The following is a 22,332-nucleotide window of genomic DNA, read 5'->3' as shown; positions in this document are numbered from 1 at the left end:
GCCGGGGTCCGGGCGGTCAGCGGCCAGCTATCACCGACAGGGACTTCATATCATGAGTGTAAATTTCAAGGACCGCCTCGCCGCTCTCGGCGCGGAACTACCGCCCGCCGCGAAGCCGGGCTCGCCTTTCTTCCTGCAGGCCGCGACAATGGGAAATCTGGTCTTCATGTCCGGGCAGATACCGCGGCGCGGCGACGAGATCCTGTTCAAGGGTCGCCTTGGTAACACACTCAGCAATGAGGAAGGCTACAAGGCGGCGCGGCTGTGCGCGCTCAACCTCGTGGTCCAGCTCGAGGAGGCCCTCGACGGGCGTATCGAGCGGGTGAAGCGCTTCCTGAAGCTCACCGTCTTCGTGAATGCCGCACCCTCCTTCATCGATGCCTCGAGTGTCGCCAACGGCGCCTCGGAACTGCTCATGGAGGTCTTCGGCGACGCCGGCCGGCATGCCAGGAGCGCCATCGGCGTCGCCACCCTGCCGCGTGGCGTCGGCGTCGAAGTCGAGGCCATCGTGGAGATCGCCCCATGACGCAAGGATCGGCAGCCCACCCGACCGGCACGGCGCCGCGCCGGCGCGATCCGCGCTATGACCTGTTGTTCGAACCTATCCGCATCGGCCCCAAGGTGATGAAGAACCGGTTCTATCAGGTGCCGCAATGCACCGGCGCCGGCCATCCGCGCCCGGGCTCGAATGCCGGCCATCGCGCCGTCAAAGCGGAAGGCGGCTGGGGCGGGCTCTCGACCGAATCCTGCTCGATCCATCCGGAAGTCAATCAGACCGGCTCGACCAACACGACGATGTGGGACGAGGGCGACGTCATCAATCACCGCCATATGGTCGACGAGGTCCATAAATGGGGGGCGCTCGCCGGCGTCGAGCTCGGCGCCGGCGGGGTCAAGGACAATCTGTGGAGCCGCTATGTGGCGCCTGCCTTCGATCGCTTTCCCTCGGGCGGGACCCCCAAGGTCTATACCTATGCCGCGACCGAGGAGGATATCGCCCGCGTCATGCAGATGTATGAGGACGCGGCCCGGCGCGCCAAGGATGCCGGCTTCGACATTCTCTATATTCACGGCGCCGCCGGGGTCTTCCCGGTGCATGCGCTGTCGCGCCATTTCAACCGCCGCACCGACGGCTATGGCGGCTCGTTCGAGAATCGCGCCCGCTTCTGGGTCGAGGCGCTCGAAAGGCTGAAGAAGGTCGCGGGCGATGACTGCGCGGTGGCCACGCGCATCTCGATCGACGATCTCGCCGGCCCCTGGGGGCTCGAGCTTCATGATGAAGGCCTCGCTTTCGTCGACTACATCACCAAACTCGGCCTAGTCGACATGTGGGACGTCATCATCGGCGGCTCGGGCGAGGACATGTGGGGCGAGGATTCCGGCCCGTCGCGCTTCTACAAGTCGAACCACCAGTCACCGTGGAACGCCGAAGTCAAGCGCATCGCCAAAGTCCCGGTGGTGGGGGTCGGACGCTTCACCGAACCCGACGAGATGGTGCGGGTGATCCGCTCGGGCCAGCTCGACATCATCGGCGCCGCGCGCCCCTCGATCGCCGATCCGTGGCTGCCGCGCAAGATCGACGAAGGCCGTGTTGAGGATATCTGCGAATGCATCGGCTGCAATGCCTGCGTGTCGCGTTTCAACCTCAACAACATGATCATCTGCACGCAGAATCCGACGGCGCTCGAGGAGTATCGGCGCGGCTGGCATCCGGAACGCTTCGAGCCGGCACCAAATCCAGAGATGGTGCTGGTGGTGGGCGCGGGGCCCTCGGGCCTCGAATGCGCGCGCGTGCTCGGCAAGCGCGGCTATGAAGTGCATCTCGTCGAGGCAAAGGAGCAGCTGGGCGGCCATCTGCGCGATGTCGTGCGGCTGCCCGGCCTTGCCGAATGGGGCCGCGTCTATGATTATCGTGAAAGCCAGATCGCGGGCATGTCCAATATCACGGTGATGCGCGGCACCGGTCTCGTCACGGCGGAAGATATCCTTAATTACGGCGCGCGGCGCGTCGTGCTGGCGACGGGCGCGCGCTGGGTCGGCAATGGCCTCGGCGCCAGCGGACCCGATACGGTTCCCGGCATCGACGCGGCGCTCGACCACTTCGTCACGCCGGAACAGTACTTCGCCGGCAAGGCGATCGGCGGGCGCGTCGTGGTGCTCGATTCGGACGGCTATTTCATGGGCATCAGCATCGCCGAGACGCTGGCGGACCAGGGCAAGGAGGTGACTCTGGTGACGCATCTCGAAACCGTGGCGCCGATGACGGCGCTTACCCTCGAGGGCTACAATCTGCGCCGCATGATGCGCGAGAAGGGCATCAAAGAGCGGACCGGCCACTGGGTCGACAAGGTCGAGAAGGATGCGGCCGGCGTCAAGGTCGCGCTCTATGACCGCTACCGCGACGGCTCACGGCGCACGACGACGCCGCAGAACGGCGTCTATCCGCGCCGGCTCGGCGATGCGGTCGAGATTCTCGATTGTGACAGCGTGATCCTGTGCACGGCGCGCGAAGCCAAGACCGCTCTCCATGACGATCTCATCGCGTTCAAGCCGCGCTGGCAGGAGTCAGGGCTCGAAGTCGTGGCGCGCTCGGGCGATTGCCTGGCGCCGCGTTACCTGGCGGACGCGATCTTCGATGGCCATCGCATCGCGCGCGAATTCGAGAGCGTCAATCCGGAGCGGCCGAAGGCGATCATCCGCGAAAGGCAGATATGGGGCCATGAGACGTTCCCCAAGCTCGGCGATCATGTGGTGTGAAAAAGCGCCCGTCATTTTCGATAACGTCACCCCGGCGAAAGCCGGGGCCCATTGAATAAGAGCAATCTGGGCGGCGCTGGTCGCGTGGATAGAGTTTAATGGGTCCCGGCTTTCGCCGGGATGACGGAGATAATGTGTCGAACGCTTGTCATCGCCCCTTCTTCCAAGCCTCGAATGCGGCCACAGTCTCGGCATTGGGCGGGTAGAGGCCGAAGATCGACTGGCCGGCGAGGACGCGTTCGGTGACGAAGTCCTCCATCAGCGTCTGCTCTGTGCCCTGGCGCGCCACCTCGTCGGCGAGATGGCGCGGAATGACCACCACGCCCTCGCGGTCGCCGACGATGATATCGCCCGGATAGACAGGCACGTCGCCGCAACCGATCGGCACATTGATGTCGACTGCATGATGGCGGGTCAGATTGGTGGGCGCGGCGCGGCCGCCGTAATAGACCGGATAATCCAGCGCTTCGATGGTGGGTGAATCGCGCAAGCCGCCATCGGTGACGACTCCCGCCGCGCCGCGCATCATGGTGCGGGTGACCAGAATGCTGCCGGCGCCGGCGGCGCGGATGTCCTGGCGGCAATCGATGACCAGCACATGGCCCTGAGGAATCGTCTCGACCGCCTTGCGCTGCGGATGGTTGCGGTCCTCGAAGACGGCGGATACGTCGATATCCTCGCGCGCCGGGATGTAGCGCAGCGTGAAGGCCTCGCCAACCATGGAGGGACCGCCGGTTGTCAGGCGGTGCACCTTCTGCATGAAGGTGTTGCGCAGGCCGCGCGCCATGAGCTGCGAGGTCAGGGTTGCGGTGCTGATCTGCGACAGCAAAGCGCGGGTTTCCGGGGAGAGGGGTTCAGTGCTCATCGCGAGGTTCCTGGTTGTGGGCCGGCAAGTGGATGACGAATGGATCAGAAAAACGTGCGGATGGCCGAGACGACATTGTAGTCGTCGTCGACGACGCAGATGACCTGCCATTTGTCGAAGGTCGTGCAGGGATGGGAAATGCCGAAGGCGACCATGTCGCCGACGGCGAGCGGGCTCGTCTCGGGAATCTGCAGATGGCAATGCTGGTCGTTGAGGCCGGTCACCACGTGATCGGGCCCGATCGGACGCAGATCGGCGGCGGTGGCACCCTTGGCGGGCCTGATCCATTTCAGCGGCGTCGGCATGGCCGAATCGAAGGAGATGTCGCGCCGTCCGACGGTGAGCAGCACCTTGCCGGCTTCCGGGCGCGATTGCACATAGGCCCAGACCTCGAGGGCCGCCTGGGGACCTGGCCCCAGATCGTCGACCCAGCTGTTGCGTGCCCTGAGCTGCTCGAAATGCGTGACATAGCTCGCCGAGTCATGGGTGAGATAGCAGCCGCAGCGCAGCACGACGCGGAAGGGGCGGGACATCTTCGCCTTGCTGAAATGCCGGGTCACCAGATCGTAGAAGACGGTGCCGCCGGCGGTGAGCAGGACGTCACCTGCACCGAACAGGTCCTCACGGTCGCAGCCCAAAGCGATGTCGAGAAGATGCGTCAGGAAGTCGTCGACGGCCTTGGCCGATTCATCGGGCGACGGCCGGCGCAGCAGGCCTTCATAGCCGCCGACACCGCGCAGCGAGAGATAAGGGGCGGCGGCCTTGACGGCGCGCGCCACCGCGAGCGCTTCTTCATGTGTACGGCAACCGGTGCGGCCGCCGACGAAGCCGCCTTCGATGATCACCTGCAGCGGGCGGTCGAGCTTGCCGTCGCGTGCGACCTGGCTAAGCTGGCGGACGAGGTCGACGGAATCGACGAAGCAATAGAAGTCGAAATCCTTGTCGCGCTTGAGCTCCTCGACGACATATCGCTGCGACTTAGCGCCGACCGGCTGATTAGCGAGGAGGAGGCGCTGGAAGCCGAATTGGCGGGCCACCTGCAACTGCTCGACCGAGCCGATGGTGATCGCCCAGGCCCCGTCAGTCACCTGGCGCGAGAAGAGCTGCGGGCTCATCGTCGTCTTGCCATGCGGCGCGATATCAGCGCCGGTCGCCTTGAGATAGCGCCGCATCCACTCACTGTTATGCGCGATCGCGCTTTCGCGCATGACCGCGAGCGGCAAGGGCAGGTCCTCGCGCAGGACGTTCCATCCGCGTTTGCCGATGTCCTTGAGTGCCAGGGGTGACAGATCACCCGGCATGCCTTTCACCGTGCGATCGAGCGTAAAGGCCTCGATGGCCGTCAAGTCGATGGTGGTCATGGGTCTTGCCCCGTCCTTGCCTGTTTTGCTTCCCTAAGTTGTCTTACATCTTTGTGCGATCAAGATTCAACGGTTTTTCAGCATCTTGCTGCAGGGAGATGGAAAATGTTGGAAAAAGGCCCGATTTTCCGGAGCGGTCCAGCATCTGACCGGTTGATCAAAAGATGACTGACAAGTTGATGAATTCTTGACAGCTGACCTACGTCATGTAAGCCTACCCGGCAGCCAATCGAATTCCAGATAATAACCAGGGAGGACTACCAGGTGAGGAATGTCATGATGGCGCATGCCGCCGGCACGGTGACCGATGCCGGCCGGGGATTCAGGACAACCCGGCGACGAGCGACCGGCCTTATCGCGGCTTTCGGCGCACTCTGCCTCGGCGCGACGGCGGCCTCGGCGGTCGAATACAAACAGGCGCCGATGCTCGATGAGCTCGTCAAGGCCGGCACCTTGCCGCCGGTCGCCGAAAGACTGCCGAAGGATCCGCGCGTCGTCACGCCGGTCGAGAAGGTCGGCAAATATGGCGGCACCTGGCGTTCCGGCATGGTCGGCGGCTCCGACCGCAACTGGCTCTTCCGCATGGCGGGATACGAGCCGCTGCTGGCCTGGGACCGCGAATGGAGCGGCAAGGTGATACCGAACCTCGCGGCGGAAATCAGCAACAGCGCCGACGCCAAGGAATACACGATCAAGCTGCGCCAAGGCCTGAAATGGTCGGACGGCAAGCCCTTCACCAGCGACGATATCGGCTTCTTCATCAACGACATCGCCGGCAACAAGGAATTGCTGGCGAATGGCGTCGACTGGATGATGAGCGGCGGGGAACTCGGCAAGTTCGAGAAGATCGACGACACGACCTTCAAGATCACCTTCAAGGAACCCTATGGCGTGTTCCCGCAGAAGCTCGCCAGCGTCTATGGCGTGCAGATGACGATGATGGCGAAGCATTATTGCTCGCAGTTCCAGCCGACCTATAACAAGGACGGCCTGGACGCGCTGATCAAGGAAGCCGGGGTCGCCAATTGGACGGAGCTGTTCATCAAGAAATGCGCCGTCGACACCGAAGCCAATGAACGCTGGCAGAATCCCGACCGGCCGACCATGGAGCCCTGGGTCATCAAGGATCCCTATATCGGCGGCGCCACACTGGTAACGCTCAAACGCAACCCCTATTATTTCAAGGTCGATCCGGAGGGCAACCAGCTTCCCTATATCGACGATCTGAGCGTCTCGGTGAATGCCGACAAGCAGACTCTGGTGCTCAAGGTGGTGAATGGCGAGATCGACTACCAGGACCGCCATGTGAACGCCAATGCCAACCGCGCGGTGTTCGCCGATGCGGCGGAGAAGGCGCAGATCCATCTCTCCGACGGGCCCAATGCCGACATGAATACGACGATCATCTCCTTCAACCTGACCCACAAGGATCCGGTGAAGCGTGAGATCTTCAACAACAAGGACTTCCGCATAGGCTTAAGCTACGCCATCGACCGGCAGGCGATCATCGATGCCGCCTTCGTCGGCCAGGGCGAACCCTGGCAGGCCGCGCCGCGCAAGGAGTCGCCCTATTACAATGAGCGGCTCGCCAAGCAATATACGGAATACGATGTCGCCAAGGCGAATGAGCATCTCGACAAGGCGTTTCCGAAGAAGGACAGCGAGGGTTTCCGGCTCGGCCCCGACGGCAAGCGCATCAGCTTCAACATCATGGTGATCCCGGCGCTCGGCGACTTCCTCGACTCGACCCAGCTCACCGCCCAGTACTGGCAGGCGGTTGGCGTCGATGCCAAGGTGCAGACCGTCGACCGCACGCTGTTCTATGACCGCAAGGACTCGAACGACCATGACGCGGCCGTCTTCCTCGGCAGCGGCGGCATGGGTGATGCCCTGTTCGAGCCGACCTTCTACTTCCCGTTCTGGAACGAAACCCTGTTCGCGGTGCCGTGGGGCAACTGGTACGCCTCGGGCGGCAAGGCGGGCGAGGAGCCCTCGGCGGCGGCCAAGAAGCAGATGGACCTCTATCGCGAGATCCTGCGCTCGGCGGACGTGGCCAAGCAGAACGAATTGATGCAGCAGCTGCTCAATATCGCGGCGGACGAGTTCTATGCCATCGGCATAAATTCGCCGGGTCCATTGTTCGCCGCGGTCAAGAACAACTTGCACAATGTCTATCCGCGGCCGTTCGCCTGGACCTATCCGAGCCCGGTGGCGAGCAATACGGAGCAATATTACTTCGACCCGCCGCGCTGATATCAGCATAGTATGTCACCGGCCGGTGCCCCGCACCGGCCGGTGTGTGTCTGTCTCAAGATTGTTCGGTTATGCTCGGTTTCATTTTCCGCCGCTTTCTTTGGATGTTTCCATCGTTCTTCGCGGTGACCGTCGTCGCGTTCGTGATCATCCAATTGCCGCCGGGCGACTTCGTCACCAGCTATGCGGCGGACCTCGCGACTTCGGGCTCGCCGGCGGACAGTGCCACACTCGATGCGCTGCGCCTGCGCTACGGTCTCGACCAGCCGATGGTCGTCCAGTATTTCACCTGGGTCGGCAATGCGCTCAAGGGCGATCTCGGCATGAGCTTCGAATACCGCTCGCCCGTTTCCGACATCATCTGGGACCGGCTCGGCATGACGACGCTGGTCGCCTTCTGCACGCTCGCCTTCGTGTGGCTCATCGCCTTTCCGGTCGGCATCTACTCGGCGGTCCGGCAATACAGCATCGGCGATTATGTCGTCACCTTTCTGAGTTTCCTCGGCATGGCGACGCCGAGCTTCCTGCTCGCTCTTGTCGTCATGTACCTGTCGGTCGAGTTCCTCGGCTATTCGGTCGGCGGGCTGTTCTCGCCCGATTTCGTCAACGCGCCGTGGAGCTGGGCGAGGGTCGTCGACCTCGTGCAGCATCTGTGGATCCCGGTGGTCGTGCTGGGCGTCGCCGGCATCGCTGCTTTGGTACGCATCATGCGCGCCAACCTGCTGGACGAGCTCGGCAAGCCCTATGTCGAAACCGGCCGCGCCAAAGGCCTGCCGGAGACGACCCTTATCCTGCGCTACCCGACCCGCGTCGCGCTCAATCCTTTCATCTCGACGGTTGGGTGGGTGCTGCCGGTCCTGGTTTCGGGCGACGTCATCGTGTCGAGCGTGTTGAGCCTGCCGACCTCGGGGCCGATCCTGATTCAGGCGCTCAAGACGCAGGACATGTATCTAGGCGGTGCCCTCATCATGTTCCAATGCATCCTCGTGCTCATCGGCACGCTGATGTCAGACATCCTCCTCGCTTTCGTCGATCCGCGCATCCGTTATGACAACTAGCCCCGCCATCCTGCCCGAAGCCGAGACACCGGCCGCCAGCGCCGCGGTGGCGCAGCGTGATTCCGCGTCGCAATGGCGCCTGATGTGGTGGCAGTTCCGCCGCCATCGCCTCGCCATGGTGAGCACCTTTGTGCTGCTGTTCATCGCCATCGTCGGCATATTCTGCGAGTTCCTGGCGCCGTTCTCGCCCAACGCCTTCACGCCGCGCTACACCTATGCGCCGCCGCAGCGCCTGCACTTCTTCGACCGCGACGAAGAGGGAAGCCTGGTGTTCCGCCCACATGTGAACGGGTACAAGGTCACGATCGAGCAGACCGCGCTGCGCCGCGTCTTCACCATCGACGAGAATGTGAAATACCCGGTCGGTCTCTTTGTCAAATCCGAACCCTATCCGATGTGGGGCGGACTCTTCATGCTCGAGACCAAGCTCTTCGGGCCGCTCAAGAAGGGCGATCCGATGTTCCTGCTCGGCGCCGACCGGCTCGGCCGCGACATGCTGAGCCGCATCGTCTATGGCACGCGCATCTCGATGTCGATCGGCCTCGTCGGCGTGGCGCTGAGTCTGTTCCTCGGTATCATCCTCGGCGGCATATCGGGCTACAAGGGCGGCATGATCGACAATGTCATCCAGCGGGTCATCGAATTCATCCTGTCCTTGCCGACGACGCCCTTGTGGCTCGGGCTCGCCGCGGCGATGCCCAACAACTGGCCGCCCTTGCGCATCTATTTCGCGATCACGCTCATCCTGTCGCTCATCGGCTGGACCAGTCTGGCGCGCGTCATTCGCGGCCGCTTCCTGTCGCTCCGGACGGAGGATTTCGTTACCGCGGCGCGCCTCGACGGGGCGAGCGAGAAACGCATCATCTTCCGCCATATGGCGCCGTCCTTTGTCAGCCACATCATCGCCGAAGTGAGCCTTGCCATCCCGGCGATGATCCTGGCCGAGACGGCCTTGAGCTTCCTCGGTCTCGGTCTGCAGCCGCCGATCGTGAGCTGGGGCGTTCTGCTTCAGGAGGCGCAGAATATCCGCTCGATTGTTACCGCGCCGTGGCTGTTCGCGCCCGGCGTCGCGGTGGTGATTGCCGTGCTGGCCCTCAATTTCGTCGGCGATGGGCTGCGTGATGCCGCCGATCCGTACCGGCAATGATGTCCAAACCCCCGATGCCAGCCCCGGAGAGTGACATCGTCGTCGAGGTAAAGGACCTCTCGACCTGGTTCGATACCGGCAAGCAGGTCATCAAGGCCGTCGATGGGTTGAACCTCACGCTTAGGCGTGGGCGCACCCATTGCATCGTCGGCGAAAGCGGCAGCGGCAAGAGCATCACGGCGCGCTCAATCCTCAATATCGTTCCGAAGCCCGGGCGCATCATGAAGGGCGAGGTGCTGCTCCATGGCGCCGGCTCGGCCCGCGAAGTCGTCGACCTCGCCGCCCTCGATCCGAAGGGGCGACGGATCCGCGCGGTGCGCGGCCGTGATATCAGCATGATCTTCCAGGAGCCGATGTCGAGCCTGAGCCCGGTGCATACGATCGGCCAGCAGATCATGGAGACCATCCGGCTGCACCGGCGGGTCGGCAGGAAGGAGGCGCGCGAGCGCGCCATCGAGGTTCTGGCGCAGGTGAAGATACCGCGCCCGGAGCGCAGCATCGACGCCTATCCGTTCGAGTTCTCGGGCGGCATGCGCCAACGCGCCATGACGGCGATGGCGCTGATCTGCGAGCCCAAGCTCGTCATCGCCGACGAGCCGACGACGGCGCTCGATGTCACCACCCAGGCCGAGATCCTCGATCTGATGAAGGGCCTGCAGCAGCGCCACGGCATGGCGCTGATGTTCATCACCCACGACATGGGCGTCGTCGCCGAGATCGCCGATGACGTGACCGTCATGTATATGGGCGAAGTGGTCGAGCACGGGCCGGTGAACGATGTGTTCTTCGCGCCGAAGCATCCCTACACGCAACGCCTTCTCGGCTCGGTCAGGGCGCTCGAGCAGCGCTCGCATCGTGCCGGCCCGGCGCCGAAGCTCTCGGGCGACGATGCCATACTGGACGTCGCCAATGTTTCCATGAATTTCGAGGCGCGGCGGCGCTTCTTCAGCCGCGGGCCCAAGGAGCCGCCGGTCAAGGCGCTGGACGATGTGAGCTTCACGCTCAAGCGCGGCGAGGTCCTCGGCATCGTCGGCGAAAGCGGCTCGGGCAAGACGACACTCGGGCGCTGCGTGCTGCGTGTCCTCGATCCGAGCGCGGGGCGTATTGTCTTCAAGGGGCGCGGGGCCGAGCCGGTCGATCTCGCGGCGCTGCCGAAGTCCGGCATCAAGCCCTATTGGCGCAAGATGCGGATGATCTTCCAGGATCCGTTCTCCTCGCTCAATCCGCGCATGACCGTCTTCCAGGTGATCGCCGAGCCCTTACTCAATCACGGCATGACCGACAAGCGCGTACTCGAGGCGGAGGTGGCGGGGCTGCTCGAGCGCGTCGGCCTGCCGCGCGAGGCGATGTGGCGCTATCCGCATGCGTTCAGCGGCGGCCAGCGCCAGCGCATCGGCATCGCCCGCACCATCGCGCTCAGGCCGGAGCTCATCGTCGCCGACGAGGCGACATCGGCGCTTGACGTGTCGCTGCGGGCCCATATGCTCGACCTGCTTCTCGGCCTCTGCCGCGAGTTCGACATGAGCTTCATCTTCATCAGTCATGACATCGGCGTGATCCGCTATATGTGCGACCGGGTGGCGGTCATGCATCGCGGGCGTATCGTCGAGATCGGTGATACCGACACGGTATGCGACCAGCCGAGCCATCCCTATACGCGCTCGCTGATCTCGGCGATCCCGAAGCCTGATCCCCGCTTGCGCGGCAAGACCCAGCGCATCCGCTATAAAAGCGAGGCGGAAGCCTGATGGCGACACTGCGCAAGCCCGAGGTCCACTGCGTGCTCGACATCAGGGCCGAGCTTGGCGAATGCCCGGTCTGGTGCGGTGATGAGCAGGCGCTCTACTGGATCGACATCTATGCCGGGCGTCTCAACCGCTTCGAGCCGGCAACGGGCGTGAACCGAATCTGGAAATTGCCCGAGGCGATCGGTTCCTTCGCGCTGACCGATGACGGCAGCGTGCTGGTGGCGCTCAAATCCGGCCTCAAGCGCTATGATCTGCGGACCGGAGAACTGACTCCGCTCGTCCAGCCGGAAGCGCATCTGCCCCATAACCGACTGAATGACGGGCGCTGCGACCGACAAGGCCGCTTCTGGGTCGGCAGCATGGAGGATCCGGTCGATCCCGCCGGCCCGAAAGGGTGGCTCTATCGTTTCGACGGGGACAGGCGCTGCACCCGCATGACCGGTGGTCTTTTCGTCGCCAACGGGCTCGCCTTCAGCCCGGACGGGCGCACGCTCTATCACTCCGACAGCTTCAAGGCGGTGCGCAGCATCTGGGCCTGGGATCTCGATCCGGATGACGGAGCAATCAGCAACCGCCGTCTCTTCGTTGATACCAGGGACATGCCGGGAAGGCCGGATGGCGGCGCCGTCGATGCCGATGGCTGCTATTGGATGGCCGGCAATGACGGCTGGGAGATCGTCCGCTTCACGCCCGCAGGCGGAATCGACCGGCGCATCGCCCTGCCGGTCGCCAAGCCCAGCATGCTGGCATTCGGCGGCCGGGGCCTCGACATTATATATGTGACCTCGATCCGCCCCGCGACGGAGCTCGAAAACCAGCCCATGGCGGGAAGCCTGTTCGCCGTCCAGGCGGGGGTGACCGGCCTGCCGGAACCGCGCTTCAAGTGGCGGTGATTACAGGGTTTTTCGGGAGGTGCATTCGTTCTATTTTCTAGAACGTATTATTCTATATTATTCGGATTGTTAGAATAGAGGGTAAGCGCCAGATTGTCCGCAACGGCAGGCGCTTCATGGTGTTGCGCCGCCTCACAATCCTGAGGATTTCATCATGTCTGTCGCCACCACCTTCAACGTCAATTCCACCAACGCGACGTCTGCCAATGTCGCCGCCATTCTCGGCCGCGTCCTGATCAGCGCCATCTTTATCCAGGCGGGTCTGTCCAAGCTCACCGCCATCTCCGGCACAATCGGCTATATCGAGGCGGCCGGTCTGCCGCTGGCGCCTGTCGCCCTGGCCGTCGCCGTGGCGCTCGAGGTAGTGGGCGGTATCGCCTTGATCGTCGGCTTCAAGACCCGCTGGGTCGCGGCTGCGCTGGCGCTCTTCAGCGTGGTCACCGCCTTTGCCTTCCACGGCAATATCGCCGACCAGAACCAGTTCATCCACTTCTTCAAGAATATCGCCATAGCCGGCGGCCTTCTGCAGCTCGTCGCCTTCGGCGGCGGCGCGCTCAGCCTCGACGCGCGCAAGCGCTAACCCTGCGAGCGGGAGCGGCTTATGGGCCCTCCCGACTCCTCTGCAACAAACATGTGCCCGCGCTATTGCGGGCATATCGCCTGCAAGGATGTCCATGGTCACCGATCCCGGCACGCCGACCCTCGATCAGCTGCGCGTCTTCATGACGGTCGCCGATCTCGGCAGCTTTGCCGGCGCCGCCCGCAAGCTCGGGCGGGCGACATCGGTCATCAGCTACGCGATCGCCAATCTCGAGGCGCAGCTCGGCGTCGAGCTGCTCGATCGCTCCTCGACGCGCAAGCCGCAATTGACGGAAGCCGGGCGCGCGGTGCTGGCGGAGGCGCGCGGCATATCGACCGGCATCGATGGTTTGCGCGCCAAGGTGAAAGGGCTGCAACAGGGGCTCGAGGCCGAGATCCATGTCGTCGCCGATGTGCTGCTGCCGGCTGCGCGCATCGTCAACGCGCTGAAAGGTTTCCAGAAGGATTTCCCGACCGTCGCCTTGACGCTGCATATGGAGGCGCTGGGGGCGGTCAGCCAATTGGTGCTCGACCGGGTGGCGACAATCGGCATCAGCGGCCCGCTCGCGGGTGAAGCCGGCATCGCCGGCATCGAGCGTATCGGGGTAGGTTCGGTCATGCTCATTCCCGTGGCGGCGCCCGATCATCCGCTCGCCAGGAGCGGCGCGCTCGATCCGGGCGAGGCGCGCCGGCACACGCAGCTCGTCCTCACCGATCGCTCGCCGCTCACGCGCGGCGTCGATTTCGGCGTGGTCAGCCCCAAGACCTGGCGGCTCGCCGATCTCGGCGCCAAGCACATATTGCTGAAAGAAGGTGTCGGCTGGGGCAATATGCCGATCCCGATGGTCGAAGAGGATATCGCCGCCGGCCGTCTCGTCCGTCTCGATCTGCCGGATCGCACCGGGGGCGCCTACAGGTTCGATGCGATCTACCGCACCGACGCGCCGCCCGGTCCCGCCGGATCCTGGCTCATTTCCCGCTTGCGCCAGCAGGCGGCGGGAAGCGACTGAAACGCTTAGAGCCTTTCCCATTTTGATCGAATCAATGGATTCGATCAAAACGGGATAAAAAGGCTCGATTACATATATCTGGAGCGCTTCCTTTTCGCGAAAGTCGAGCAACTTTCGCGGGAATCGCTCTAGATCGAGCGCTCGCGCCAGGTATTGAGGAATTGCTTCAGCCGGTCGCTCCGGGGATCGGCGAAAGTGGCGCGCGGATCACCCTTCTCGACGATGCGGCCCTGATCCATGAAGACCACCGTGTCGGCGACATGGGCGGCAAAGCCCATTTCATGGGTCACGACCAGCATTGTCATGCCTTCCTGCGCCAGTTGCTTCATGACCGACAGCACTTCGCCGACGAGCTCGGGGTCGAGTGCCGAGGTCGGCTCGTCGAACAGCATCACGCGCGGCTTCATGGCAAGCGCCCGGGCGATGGCAACGCGCTGCTTCTGCCCGCCCGACAGCTGCTCGGGATATTTCGCGGCATGGCTGGCGATGCCGACTTTGTCCAGCATCTCACGGCCGATCGTCTCGGCCTCGGCGCGGCTCAGGGATTTCACCAGGCGCAGCGCCTCCGTGACATTGGCCATCACCGACATATGCGGCCAGAGATGGAAATGCTGGAACACCATGCCGAAACCCGAACGGTCGGCGTTAAGCTCGCGCTCGCCGGCGCGGCGGCGCCGGCCGCCTTCCTCGCGATAGCCGATGAGGCGGCCCTCGAAGGTCACGCTGCCTTCGTCATAGGCTTCGAGAAAGGCTATGCTGCGCAGGAGCGTGCTCTTGCCCGAACCCGAAGGACCGATGACGCACAGGACCTCACTGCGGTGGATGTCGAGATCAAGGCCCTTCAGCACCTCGATCGTGCCGAAACGTTTGCGCAGGTTGCGCACCTCGATCAGCGGTCTGGCGGTCGCCTCAGGCTTCATGTTGCATTCCTTCAGCCATGCGCCGCCTTGCGCTCCAGCCAATGGCCGGCGATGGCGAAGAGTTCGATCAGGAGCCAATAGAGCAGCGCCACCGCCAGATAAGGCTCGATGACGGCGAAGGTCTCATTGGCGATCTGGGCGCCGATCTTGGTCAATTCCGGCACGGTGATGATCGACAGAGCGGCAGATTCCTTGATGAGCACGATCACCTGGTTGATGACCGGCGGCGTCACCAGACGCCGCATCTGCGGCAGCTCGATGCGGGTGAGGATGCGCCAGTTGGGAATGCCCAGCATGCGCGCCGCCTCGCGCTGGCCTTGCGCGATCGACTGCAGGCCGGCGCGAAAGATCTCGGCGAAATAGCCGGCGCCATAGAGGCCGAGGCCTATTATGCCGACCGGCTCGGCCTCGAGCACCAGCCCGATGCTCGGGCCGCCATAATAGAGAAGAAAGAGCACGACCAGGATCGGCGTGCCGCGCATCACTTCCACATAGAGCCGGCCCAGTGCCTTGAGCGGGCGGTAGCGGCTTCGGAGCAGCAGCGCCACGCCCAAGCCCAAAGGAAGGGCGAGAACCGTCGCCAGGAAGCAGATGCGCAAGGTGGCCCAGAGGCCGGAGAGGAGGAGGGGCGCATAGGTATCGAAAAAGGTTATCGCGGTCACAGCGAAGCGCCTCCCCGGCGGCTGAGATGCCGCTCGATCGTGAGGCCCAGCAGGGCGACAAGGAAGCAGATGATGAGATAGATGAGGCCCGCCGCGACATAACTTTCGAGCGGACGGAAGGAATTGGACGCCATCTGCTGGCTGACACGCGTCACCTCGGTGACGGCGATGACCGAGACGAGCGAGGAATTCTTGATGATGATGACGACCTCGCTGACGAGCGCCGGCAGCACGAGGCGGATGGTCTGCGGCACCAGAATACGCCGGCGGATGGCGACCGTGCCGATCCCCAGCATGCGCGCCGCCTCGATCTGGCCCGTTGGAATGGCACTCAGGCCGGCGCGATAAATCTCGGCCTGGAACGCCGTCGTGTTGAGCGCGAGCGCCAGGATAGCGGCCAGCACCGGCGGCACATCGATGCCGATCACCGGCAGGAGATAGAAGACGACGAGCAGCTGGACGAGTATCGGCGTGCCGCGCCAGAAGCTGCGGTAGAGCGCGCAAACGGCGCTGAGGTAGCGGTTCTTCGAGACGAGCCCGAAGGCGAGCCCCAAAGCGGGCGCTGCGCCCAGCAGGATGGCCGCGCCGGAGACAAAGGCGGTCATCACGATGCCCTGGAATAGCGAGGGCGCATATTTGACGAGCAGATCGATCATCGGGGATGGCATGCCCTCACCCCGCACGCGCAGCGCGGCGGGGAGAGGGAAGGGGCCCGGCGAGCGTTGGCGCTCACTTCGCCGGTTCGGGCAGCTTGTCGGTCGGCAGTTCCATTACGGCGCCGAACCACTTCTTCTGCAGTTCGGCGAGCTTGCCGCTCTGGCCGAGCTTGCGCAGCTCTTCGTCGATCAGCGCGTTGAGCGCGGCGCTGTCGGCATCCTTTCGGCCGGCCCATGAGAAATAGGTCTTGGGGCCGAAGGTCGGCAGCACCACCTCGAAGACATCGGGACGCTGGCGCGCCGCCTCGAGCAGGTTCGGCAGGCTGTTGACGACGGCATCGAGACGTCCGGCGCCGAGATCGGCATAGGCTTCGCTGAAATCGACATAGGTCTTGGTGCCGCCGATCGGCGTGCCCTTGCCGCTGAGCTCGGCGGCGAAGGCCTCGAGCGCCTGAAGCTGGGCCGAACCCGTCTGCGAGCCCACCGTCTTGCCGGCGATGTCCTCCGGCTTGCTGATCGACGCATCGTCCTTGCGCTTCAGGATCGCCATGGTCGCATCGGCGATCGGCAGGCTCAGATGATAGGCGTCATAGCGTTCCTTGGTGACGGTGACCGAGGTCACGACATAGTCGAAGCGCTTGGCGGCGAGGCCGGGCAGCACGCCTTGCCAGGGCAGATCGAGGCGGTCGAGTTTGACGTCGGGTAGTGCCTTCATCACTTCCGCCATCATATCGGCCGAATAGCCGACGATCTGGCCGTTCTCGACGAATTCGAAGGGCGGGAAGCGCGCTTCTGTGGCGACGGTGAAGGTACCTTTGGCCTTGACGCCGTCCAGGAGATCCTCTGCCGACGCCGGTGCGATCAAAGCAGCGCTCAGGCCGGCGGCGATGACGAAAGCGCGGGCAAAATGCATCTGCAAGGGATTGAGCATGGTCGTTCCACCCTGTTCTATGTGTTGGTTTTGCGACGGATAGCATCCAAACAGAGTTGCATGTTCCGAAAAACACGAAGTTGCTGCTATTCATATCGATTTGGTTGATGTGATCGGCCGATCCGCGCTATGGGTGGAATATTGCGGAGACGAACCATGCGTTTTTCCCCCAGCGATCTTAGAGCCTTGACCGTGTTCCGCGCTCTCGTCGAGCATGGCGGTTTCCTCGGCACGCAACTGGCGCTCGGCATGAGCCAGTCGACGGTGAGCTTCCATCTCAGGGCGCTCGAGGAACGGCTTGGCTTCGAGCTCTGCCGGCGCGGCCGCAAGGGCTTCGTCCTGACCGAGCGGGGACGCGCCGTCTATGAGGGATCGAAGGCGCTGGTCGCCTCGATCTCGGCCTTCGAGGGCATTCTCGGCGACCTGCATCACAAGCTGGTCGGCACGCTTCGCGTCGGCATCGTCGACAATACGATCACCGATCCGAGGCTGTCGCTGCCGAATGTCCTGCGCCAGTGCATGCGCAATTCGCCCGATGTCGAGATCAAGCTCACCGTCGCGATCCCCGAGATCCTGATGTCGCAGATCGCCACCGGCGGCATCGATATCGCGGTGACGCCGAGCCTCGACATCGTCAGCGGCTTCGACGAGATGTTGTTCCATGAGGAGATCCACTCGCTCTATTGCGGCCGCCTGCACCCGCTGTTCAAGGGGCGCCCCACCGTCGCACAGATCGAGGAAAGCGAATTCGTGGTGCGTCCCTATGCCAACAACCGTGAGCTCCGGCATTTCCGCAAGGCGCGGATCAGGGCGCATGCCTCCAATATGGAAGCGCAGGCGGCTTTCATCCTGAGCGGGGAATTCGTCGGCTATCTGCCCGAGCATTATGCGCGGCAATGGGTGGCGACGGGCGAGATGCGCACCCTCATGTCGCCCGAGACGCGCATCGTGTCGCCCTTCGCCGTCATCACTAACAGCGACACGCCGACCTCGCCTTTGCAGAAGCTGTTCATCCGCGAACTTGCGGCACATGGCTCCCTGGCGCGCGAGGGGCGGAAACCCGCGAGGACCTCGCCGCGCCGGTCGAAAGGTGCAGGCGTCGGCGGGAAAGCGGCATCAAATCGATAGATTCGATGTGAAGGTGATTAAATTCGGCTTTTTCATGTGATGGGCGCGGGGCGATACTGGGGCAAATTTCGGAGACGGAAACTGATCATGGCGCATGGGTATGAGAGCGGCAGGCTGGACCTGCCTTTCGTAGGGCACTGCACATTCGGCAAGCGGCCGGTCTGCACCGACTGGAACGCGATCGACGCCGATGTGGCGGTGCTCGGCATTCCCTATGACATGGGGACGCAATACCGCTCCGGCGCCCGCTTCGGTCCGCGCGCCATCCGCGAGGCCTCGACGCTCTTCTCCTTCGGCCATGGCGGCGCCTATGACCATGAGGACGACGTCACCTATCTGCCGCTCGACAAGGTGCGCATCGTCGATGTCGGCGATGCCGACATGGTTCATACCGACACGGCGAGGAGTCACGCCAATGCCGAGCGCGCGGTGCGCAAGATCCTCGAGCGCGGCGCCATGCCGGTGGTGCTGGGCGGCGATCACGCCATCAACATCCCCTGTGTCCGCGCCTTCAGCGAGCATGGACCGATCCATATCGTGCAGATCGACGCGCATCTCGACTTCGTCGACGTGCGCCACGGCGTGCGCGAGGGCCATGGCAATCCGATGCGCCGCGCGGCGGAACAATCGTATGTGACGGGCCTTACGCAGATCGGCATCCGCAATGTCTCCTCCACCGCGAAGGAAGGGTATGAGGATGCGCGCGCCCGAGGCTCCTCCATCCTGTCCGTGCGCCAGGCGCGCCGCCTCGGCACGCAAGGTGTGCTGGCGAAGATCCCGGAAGGTGCCCGCTATTATGTGACGATCGACATCGACGGCTTCGATCCCTCGATCGCGCCCGGCACCGGCACGCCGAGCCATGGCGGCTTCCTCTATTACGAGGTGATGGAGATCCTGCAGGGCCTGGTCAAGCGCGGCAATGTCGTCGGCGTCGATCTCGTCGAAGTGGCGCCGGCCTACGATCCTTCCGGCATCACAGGGTTTCTCGCCGCGCAGGTGCTCTTGAACTTCATCGGCTATATCTTCGAAGCGCGGGGAAAGAAATGACTGCAAGTGAAATTTTGACTCTGCCGGCCCGCAAGGGCAGGGCCAGCCGCTTAAGCAAGGGCCAGGCGATCAAGATCATCAACACACATGGCCATCAGGTGGTCGACACCTGGGCCTTCAATGCGGAGGACCTGCGCGAGTTCATGTCGCATGAGCATTCGCGCCCGCTCACCGGTTCGATCTTTCCCAAAGAGGGGCAGCATCTCCACACCAACCGGCGCCGGTCCATCCTGTTCTTCGAGGAGGACACCTCGCCCGGCGTCCATGACACTCTGATCGCGTCCTGCGACGATTATCGCTACGGATTGCTCGGCTGCACCGAATATCACGATAACTGCACCGACAATCTCCATGCCGCCTTGCGCCAGATCGGGCTCATACCACCCGACGTGCCGGCGCCTTTGAATCTGTGGATGAACATCCCGGTCGGCCAGGACGGCCAGATCATCTGGGGCGAGCCCGTCTCGAAGCCCGGCGACTATGTCGTGCTGCGCGCCCAAATGGACTGCATCGTCGCGATGTCGGCCTGCCCGCAGGACATCCTGCCGGTCAACGGGGGTAAGCCGGTCGAGGCGCATTATCAGATTTTGTCGTAAGGCCAGCCAGCCACTGGATTGAGCGCGACGCTCCCGGTAAGAATGCTGGATTGATGCCGTTCGAGCATCTATCCGCCTTGTGAACCTGGCCCGATGTCGATCGAAATCCGCCATTTGCGCGCCTTTGTCGCCGTCGCCGAGGATCTGAATTTCCGGCGCGCCGCGGAGCGGCTCAATCTGGCGCAGCCGGCGCTCAGCCGCACCATCCGCGACATGGAAAGCCTGATGGGTGTCAGGCTCTTCGAGCGTTCGACCCGCAGCGTGAGGCTGACGCCGGCCGGCTCTTCGTTTCTCGCCGAGGCACGCGAGATGCTGGAGCAACTCACCGCGGCGATCCGCAATGCCCAGCGCTTCGAAAGTGGCGAGCTCGGCACGCTCAACGTTGGCTTCAATGATTTCGCCATCAATGACGCCCTGCCGCCGATCATCATGCGCTTCCGCAGCCGCTATCCCGATATCAGCGTCAATCTGCGCTCGATGTCGTCGCCCGACATGGCCGACGCCATCCGCAAACGCCGCCTCGATATCGGCTTCCTCACCGGCGCGCATCTGGTCGGCGGGCTGTCGCACCAGGTGTTGCGCAAGGAGAGGCTGGTGTGCCTGCTGCCCAAGGGCCATCGACTCGCCAACCAGAAGTCGATCGCGATCGCGAGCCTTGCCGGCGAGCCCTTCGTCACCGGCGCGTCGAGCGGCTGGCAGTCCTTTCTCGACGTGGTCAACGCCTACTGCATGGCGGCGGGTTTCCTGCCGCGGGTGGCGCAGGAGGCCTCGCACAGCGACAGCATCGTCAATCTCGTCGCGGCGGGCATGGGCGTCTCGATCTATATCGATGCCGCCTGGGTGAAGGAGCGCCGCGACGTCGTCATGCGGCCCTTGGCGGAGAAGCCGCCCATCGTCGTTTCGGTCGCCGCGTGGCACCCCGAGCTCAAATCGCGGATTCTCGAGAATTTCGTGAAAGTGACCCAGGAAGTGGTCGCGGCTCCGCCAGAGTATTGATGCCACTTGGGCCTCAATCCAGCGCAAATAAGTATTAGAAATGAAATTAAGCTGTCCCTATGGTCGCGGGGTATCGGCCACCCACAAGGCCGGAAATAGTTGGGGAGAGAACATGCTGAAAACTTACATTCTCAAGGCTTTCACCGCCGCCGCTCTCATCGCCACGGCGCTCGCCGGCCCCGCTGCCGCGACTGAGAAGACCGCCTTCCGCATGATCGTCGGCGAGCCGCGCTATATGGATCCCAATCTCGCCACCGACTTCGCCATCTATGTCAATGCGCAGCTCTTCCAGCCTCTGGCGCGCACCGACAAGGACGGCAATCTCGTTCTGTTGCAGGCCAAGAGCATCGATCTCGCCCCCGATGGCCGCACCTGGAAGATCGCGCTCAACCCAGATTATAAATGGTCGAACGGCCAGCCGATCACCGCCGCCGACTGGGTCTATTCCTGGAAGCGCATTCTCGATCCCAAGACCGGCAGTGAAGCCGCGAGCTTCCTCAGCGATGTCGAGAATGCCATGGACTACAACAAAGGCACGCTCACCGATCCCGAGAAGCTCGGCATCAAGGCGACCGGCGACTTCACCTTCGAGGTCGTGACGGCGCTGCCGGCCCCGCAGTTCCGCGCCAAGCTGGCGCTGCCCTATCTGACGCCTGTGCCCAAGGCCGTTGTCGAGGAATTCGGCGAGAAATGGGTGGCGCCCGAGCATATGCTCTCCAACGGCCCCTACAAGCTCGTGAGCCGCGTTAACGACCAGTCGATCGTGATGGAGGCCAATCCGCATTATGGCGGCAAGAAACCCGCCATCCCACGCATCGAGATGACGATCGCGTCCGGTGATCAATGCACGGCGCAGTTGCGCGCCTATGAGGCGAATGAGATCGACTTCACCACCTGTGTGCCCTCGCAGGACATCGCCCGCATCCGCCAGGACGCCGAACTGAGCAAGCAGCTCGATCCGTTCCCCCTTGCCGCCACCGAATGGGTGCAGTTCGACATGACGCAGGCGCCGTGGAGCGACAAGCGCGTGCGCCATGCGCTGGCGCTCGCTATCGACCGGCAGGCCATCGTCACGGCGGTGAGCGACGGCACCAACCGCATCGCCTCCACGATCATCCCCGACTCGATCCCCGGCGGCAATTCGGGCGATGCGCTGAAAGGTTCGATCGAGGATGCCAAGAAGCTCCTCGCCGAAGCGGGCTTCCCGGACGGCAAGAGCTTTCCGCAATTCACCCTCTCTACCCCGGCCACGCGCGAGCGCCCGCTCATCGCGCAACTGCTGCAGCAGATGTGGGCCGATAATCTCGGCATCCAGATGAATATCAATGTGCTGGAGTCAAATGCCTTCCGCGCCTGGGTGCAGACGCGCAAGACGGAAAAATACGATATCATGATCAATGGCTGGTGGTCGGACTATGCCGATCCGGCCAACTGGTTCGGTGATCTCATCACCGCCGATGTGCGGCAGAACCATTTCACCAATGCCGCCTTCGCCGAGATCGTGAAGAAGGCCGATGCCGAGACCGATCCCGCCAAACGGGCCGAGACCTTTCGTGAAGCCAACAAGATCCTGGAGGACGAGCAGCCGATGATCGCTCTGCAGAATCCGACTGATCTGTGGATGGTGAAGCCCGATGTGGAGGGGCTCGCCCATGAGGGCGTGCTCAACATGTATCATATCGGCGAGGCTGCCTTTAAATAGAGCGGACTTGGGATCAGTTCCGC

Annotated in this window: 20 protein-coding genes; 14 read left to right on the top strand and 6 right to left on the bottom strand. The window is 63.4% G+C overall.

What is annotated here, in order from left to right; translation table 11 throughout:
- Window positions 1–52 precede the first annotated feature (52 nt).
- Both G5V57_RS06435 and G5V57_RS06430 read left to right on the top strand, forming a co-directional pair.
- On the top strand, window positions 53–526 hold the full coding sequence (locus G5V57_RS06435) for a RidA family protein (protein WP_165166722.1): 474 nt from the start codon (window positions 53–55) through the stop codon (window positions 524–526).
- Window positions 523–2,757 carry an FAD-dependent oxidoreductase gene (locus G5V57_RS06430; RefSeq protein ID WP_165166721.1) on the top strand — a complete coding sequence of 745 codons (2,235 nt, stop codon included), beginning with the start codon at window positions 523–525 and terminating at the stop codon, window positions 2,755–2,757. The genes G5V57_RS06435 and G5V57_RS06430 overlap by 4 nt, the downstream gene beginning before the upstream one ends.
- Window positions 2,758–2,905: 148 nt before the next feature.
- Here the strand turns inward: G5V57_RS06430 and G5V57_RS06425 are convergent, their stop codons facing one another.
- Both G5V57_RS06425 and G5V57_RS06420 read right to left on the bottom strand, forming a co-directional pair.
- Entirely contained in the window at window positions 2,906–3,622 is a 717-nt protein-coding gene (locus G5V57_RS06425) for a ribonuclease activity regulator RraA (protein ID WP_165166720.1), read from the bottom strand.
- A gap of 44 nt (window positions 3,623–3,666) precedes the next feature.
- A complete protein-coding gene (locus G5V57_RS06420; RefSeq protein WP_165166719.1) occupies window positions 3,667–4,983 on the bottom strand; it encodes an amino acid deaminase in 1,317 nt (438 codons plus the stop codon).
- A gap of 276 nt (window positions 4,984–5,259) precedes the next feature.
- Here G5V57_RS06420 and G5V57_RS06415 point away from each other — a divergent pair, with 276 nt between their 5' ends.
- The 7 genes from G5V57_RS06415 to G5V57_RS06385 all read left to right on the top strand — a co-directional run bounded on the left by G5V57_RS06415 (window position 5,260) and on the right by G5V57_RS06385 (window position 13,671).
- Entirely contained in the window at window positions 5,260–7,236 is a 1,977-nt protein-coding gene (locus G5V57_RS06415; protein ID WP_165166718.1) for an ABC transporter substrate-binding protein, read from the top strand.
- 71 nt (window positions 7,237–7,307) lie between these two features.
- Window positions 7,308–8,294 carry an ABC transporter permease gene (locus G5V57_RS06410; protein WP_165166717.1) on the top strand — a complete coding sequence of 329 codons (987 nt, stop codon included), beginning with the start codon at window positions 7,308–7,310 and terminating at the stop codon, window positions 8,292–8,294.
- Window positions 8,284–9,441, top strand: a complete 1,158-nt coding sequence (locus tag G5V57_RS06405) for an ABC transporter permease (RefSeq protein ID WP_165166716.1) — start codon at window positions 8,284–8,286, stop codon at window positions 9,439–9,441. The genes G5V57_RS06410 and G5V57_RS06405 overlap by 11 nt, the downstream gene beginning before the upstream one ends.
- On the top strand, window positions 9,438–11,189 hold the full coding sequence (locus tag G5V57_RS06400; protein ID WP_371744741.1) for an ABC transporter ATP-binding protein: 1,752 nt from the start codon (window positions 9,438–9,440) through the stop codon (window positions 11,187–11,189). Before G5V57_RS06405 ends, G5V57_RS06400 begins: the two co-directional genes overlap by 4 nt.
- Entirely contained in the window at window positions 11,189–12,082 is an 894-nt protein-coding gene (locus G5V57_RS06395; protein ID WP_165166715.1) for an SMP-30/gluconolactonase/LRE family protein, read from the top strand. Before G5V57_RS06400 ends, G5V57_RS06395 begins: the two co-directional genes overlap by 1 nt.
- Window positions 12,083–12,236: 154 nt before the next feature.
- Entirely contained in the window at window positions 12,237–12,662 is a 426-nt protein-coding gene (locus tag G5V57_RS06390; protein ID WP_165166714.1) for a DoxX family protein, read from the top strand.
- 94 nt (window positions 12,663–12,756) lie between these two features.
- Window positions 12,757–13,671: a LysR family transcriptional regulator gene (locus G5V57_RS06385; RefSeq protein ID WP_165166713.1), complete on the top strand. Its 915-nt coding sequence runs from the start codon at window positions 12,757–12,759 to the stop codon at window positions 13,669–13,671.
- 128 nt (window positions 13,672–13,799) lie between these two features.
- On the opposite strand, the gene G5V57_RS06380 is transcribed toward G5V57_RS06385, so the two are convergent.
- The 4 genes from G5V57_RS06380 to G5V57_RS06365 form a co-directional block, all read right to left on the bottom strand.
- A complete protein-coding gene (locus tag G5V57_RS06380) occupies window positions 13,800–14,591 on the bottom strand; it encodes an amino acid ABC transporter ATP-binding protein (protein ID WP_165166712.1) in 792 nt (263 codons plus the stop codon).
- Between the two features lie 11 nt (window positions 14,592–14,602).
- The gene (locus tag G5V57_RS06375) at window positions 14,603–15,253 is read right to left on the bottom strand and encodes an amino acid ABC transporter permease (RefSeq protein ID WP_246737556.1); all 651 of its coding nucleotides are present in this window, start codon (window positions 15,251–15,253) and stop codon (window positions 14,603–14,605) included.
- On the bottom strand, window positions 15,250–15,921 hold the full coding sequence (locus G5V57_RS06370; RefSeq protein WP_246737555.1) for an amino acid ABC transporter permease: 672 nt from the start codon (window positions 15,919–15,921) through the stop codon (window positions 15,250–15,252). Before G5V57_RS06370 ends, G5V57_RS06375 begins: the two co-directional genes overlap by 4 nt.
- A 61-nt stretch (window positions 15,922–15,982) precedes the next feature.
- Window positions 15,983–16,822 (bottom strand): transporter substrate-binding domain-containing protein, encoded by an 840-nt coding sequence (locus G5V57_RS06365; protein WP_165173873.1) that lies wholly within the window; start codon window positions 16,820–16,822, stop codon window positions 15,983–15,985.
- 174 nt (window positions 16,823–16,996) lie between these two features.
- Between G5V57_RS06365 and G5V57_RS06360 the strand changes: the two genes are divergently transcribed.
- The 5 genes from G5V57_RS06360 (at window position 16,997) to G5V57_RS06340 (ending at window position 22,309) form a co-directional block, all read left to right on the top strand.
- Entirely contained in the window at window positions 16,997–17,968 is a 972-nt protein-coding gene (locus G5V57_RS06360) for a LysR family transcriptional regulator (protein ID WP_165166711.1), read from the top strand.
- 87 nt (window positions 17,969–18,055) lie between these two features.
- A complete protein-coding gene (gene speB / locus G5V57_RS06355) occupies window positions 18,056–19,015 on the top strand; it encodes an agmatinase (RefSeq protein ID WP_165166710.1) in 960 nt (319 codons plus the stop codon).
- On the top strand, window positions 19,012–19,611 hold the full coding sequence (locus tag G5V57_RS06350; RefSeq protein WP_165166709.1) for a DUF1989 domain-containing protein: 600 nt from the start codon (window positions 19,012–19,014) through the stop codon (window positions 19,609–19,611). Before speB ends, G5V57_RS06350 begins: the two co-directional genes overlap by 4 nt.
- Window positions 19,612–19,704: 93 nt before the next feature.
- Window positions 19,705–20,607, top strand: a complete 903-nt coding sequence (locus G5V57_RS06345; RefSeq protein WP_165166708.1) for a LysR family transcriptional regulator — start codon at window positions 19,705–19,707, stop codon at window positions 20,605–20,607.
- Between the two features lie 112 nt (window positions 20,608–20,719).
- Window positions 20,720–22,309 (top strand): peptide ABC transporter substrate-binding protein, encoded by a 1,590-nt coding sequence (locus G5V57_RS06340; protein WP_165166707.1) that lies wholly within the window; start codon window positions 20,720–20,722, stop codon window positions 22,307–22,309.
- Window positions 22,310–22,332: the final 23 nt, after the last annotated feature.

It is taken from the genome of Nordella sp. HKS 07 (genome assembly GCF_011046735.1).
In the GTDB taxonomy this organism is placed as follows: Bacteria; Pseudomonadota; Alphaproteobacteria; order Rhizobiales; family Aestuariivirgaceae; genus Taklimakanibacter.
This window is presented reverse-complemented; position numbering and strand designations above follow the sequence as displayed.

Excerpts from the sequence above, each read along its gene's own strand:
- G5V57_RS06360 (WP_165166711.1), top strand. The coding sequence starts at position 16,997 with ATGCGTTTTTCCCCCAGCGATCTTAGAGCCTTGACCGTGTTCCGCGCT.
- G5V57_RS06405 (WP_165166716.1), top strand. The coding sequence starts at position 8,284 with ATGACAACTAGCCCCGCCATCCTGCCCGAAGCCGAGACACCGGCCGCC.
- G5V57_RS06390 (WP_165166714.1), top strand. The coding sequence starts at position 12,237 with ATGTCTGTCGCCACCACCTTCAACGTCAATTCCACCAACGCGACGTCT.
- G5V57_RS06340 (WP_165166707.1), top strand. The coding sequence starts at position 20,720 with ATGCTGAAAACTTACATTCTCAAGGCTTTCACCGCCGCCGCTCTCATC.
- G5V57_RS06370 (WP_246737555.1), bottom strand. The coding sequence starts at position 15,921 with ATGCCATCCCCGATGATCGATCTGCTCGTCAAATATGCGCCCTCGCTA.
- G5V57_RS06350 (WP_165166709.1), top strand. The coding sequence starts at position 19,012 with ATGACTGCAAGTGAAATTTTGACTCTGCCGGCCCGCAAGGGCAGGGCC.
- G5V57_RS06420 (WP_165166719.1), bottom strand. The coding sequence starts at position 4,983 with ATGACCACCATCGACTTGACGGCCATCGAGGCCTTTACGCTCGATCGC.
- G5V57_RS06410 (WP_165166717.1), top strand. The coding sequence starts at position 7,308 with ATGCTCGGTTTCATTTTCCGCCGCTTTCTTTGGATGTTTCCATCGTTC.
- G5V57_RS06345 (WP_165166708.1), top strand. The coding sequence starts at position 19,705 with ATGTCGATCGAAATCCGCCATTTGCGCGCCTTTGTCGCCGTCGCCGAG.
- G5V57_RS06385 (WP_165166713.1), top strand. The coding sequence starts at position 12,757 with ATGGTCACCGATCCCGGCACGCCGACCCTCGATCAGCTGCGCGTCTTC.
- G5V57_RS06430 (WP_165166721.1), top strand. The coding sequence starts at position 523 with ATGACGCAAGGATCGGCAGCCCACCCGACCGGCACGGCGCCGCGCCGG.
- G5V57_RS06425 (WP_165166720.1), bottom strand. The coding sequence starts at position 3,622 with ATGAGCACTGAACCCCTCTCCCCGGAAACCCGCGCTTTGCTGTCGCAG.
- G5V57_RS06415 (WP_165166718.1), top strand. The coding sequence starts at position 5,260 with ATGATGGCGCATGCCGCCGGCACGGTGACCGATGCCGGCCGGGGATTC.
- G5V57_RS06365 (WP_165173873.1), bottom strand. The coding sequence starts at position 16,822 with ATGCATTTTGCCCGCGCTTTCGTCATCGCCGCCGGCCTGAGCGCTGCT.
- G5V57_RS06400 (WP_371744741.1), top strand. The coding sequence starts at position 9,438 with ATGATGTCCAAACCCCCGATGCCAGCCCCGGAGAGTGACATCGTCGTC.
- speB (WP_165166710.1), top strand. The coding sequence starts at position 18,056 with ATGGCGCATGGGTATGAGAGCGGCAGGCTGGACCTGCCTTTCGTAGGG.
- G5V57_RS06380 (WP_165166712.1), bottom strand. The coding sequence starts at position 14,591 with ATGAAGCCTGAGGCGACCGCCAGACCGCTGATCGAGGTGCGCAACCTG.
- G5V57_RS06435 (WP_165166722.1), top strand. The coding sequence starts at position 53 with ATGAGTGTAAATTTCAAGGACCGCCTCGCCGCTCTCGGCGCGGAACTA.
- G5V57_RS06395 (WP_165166715.1), top strand. The coding sequence starts at position 11,189 with ATGGCGACACTGCGCAAGCCCGAGGTCCACTGCGTGCTCGACATCAGG.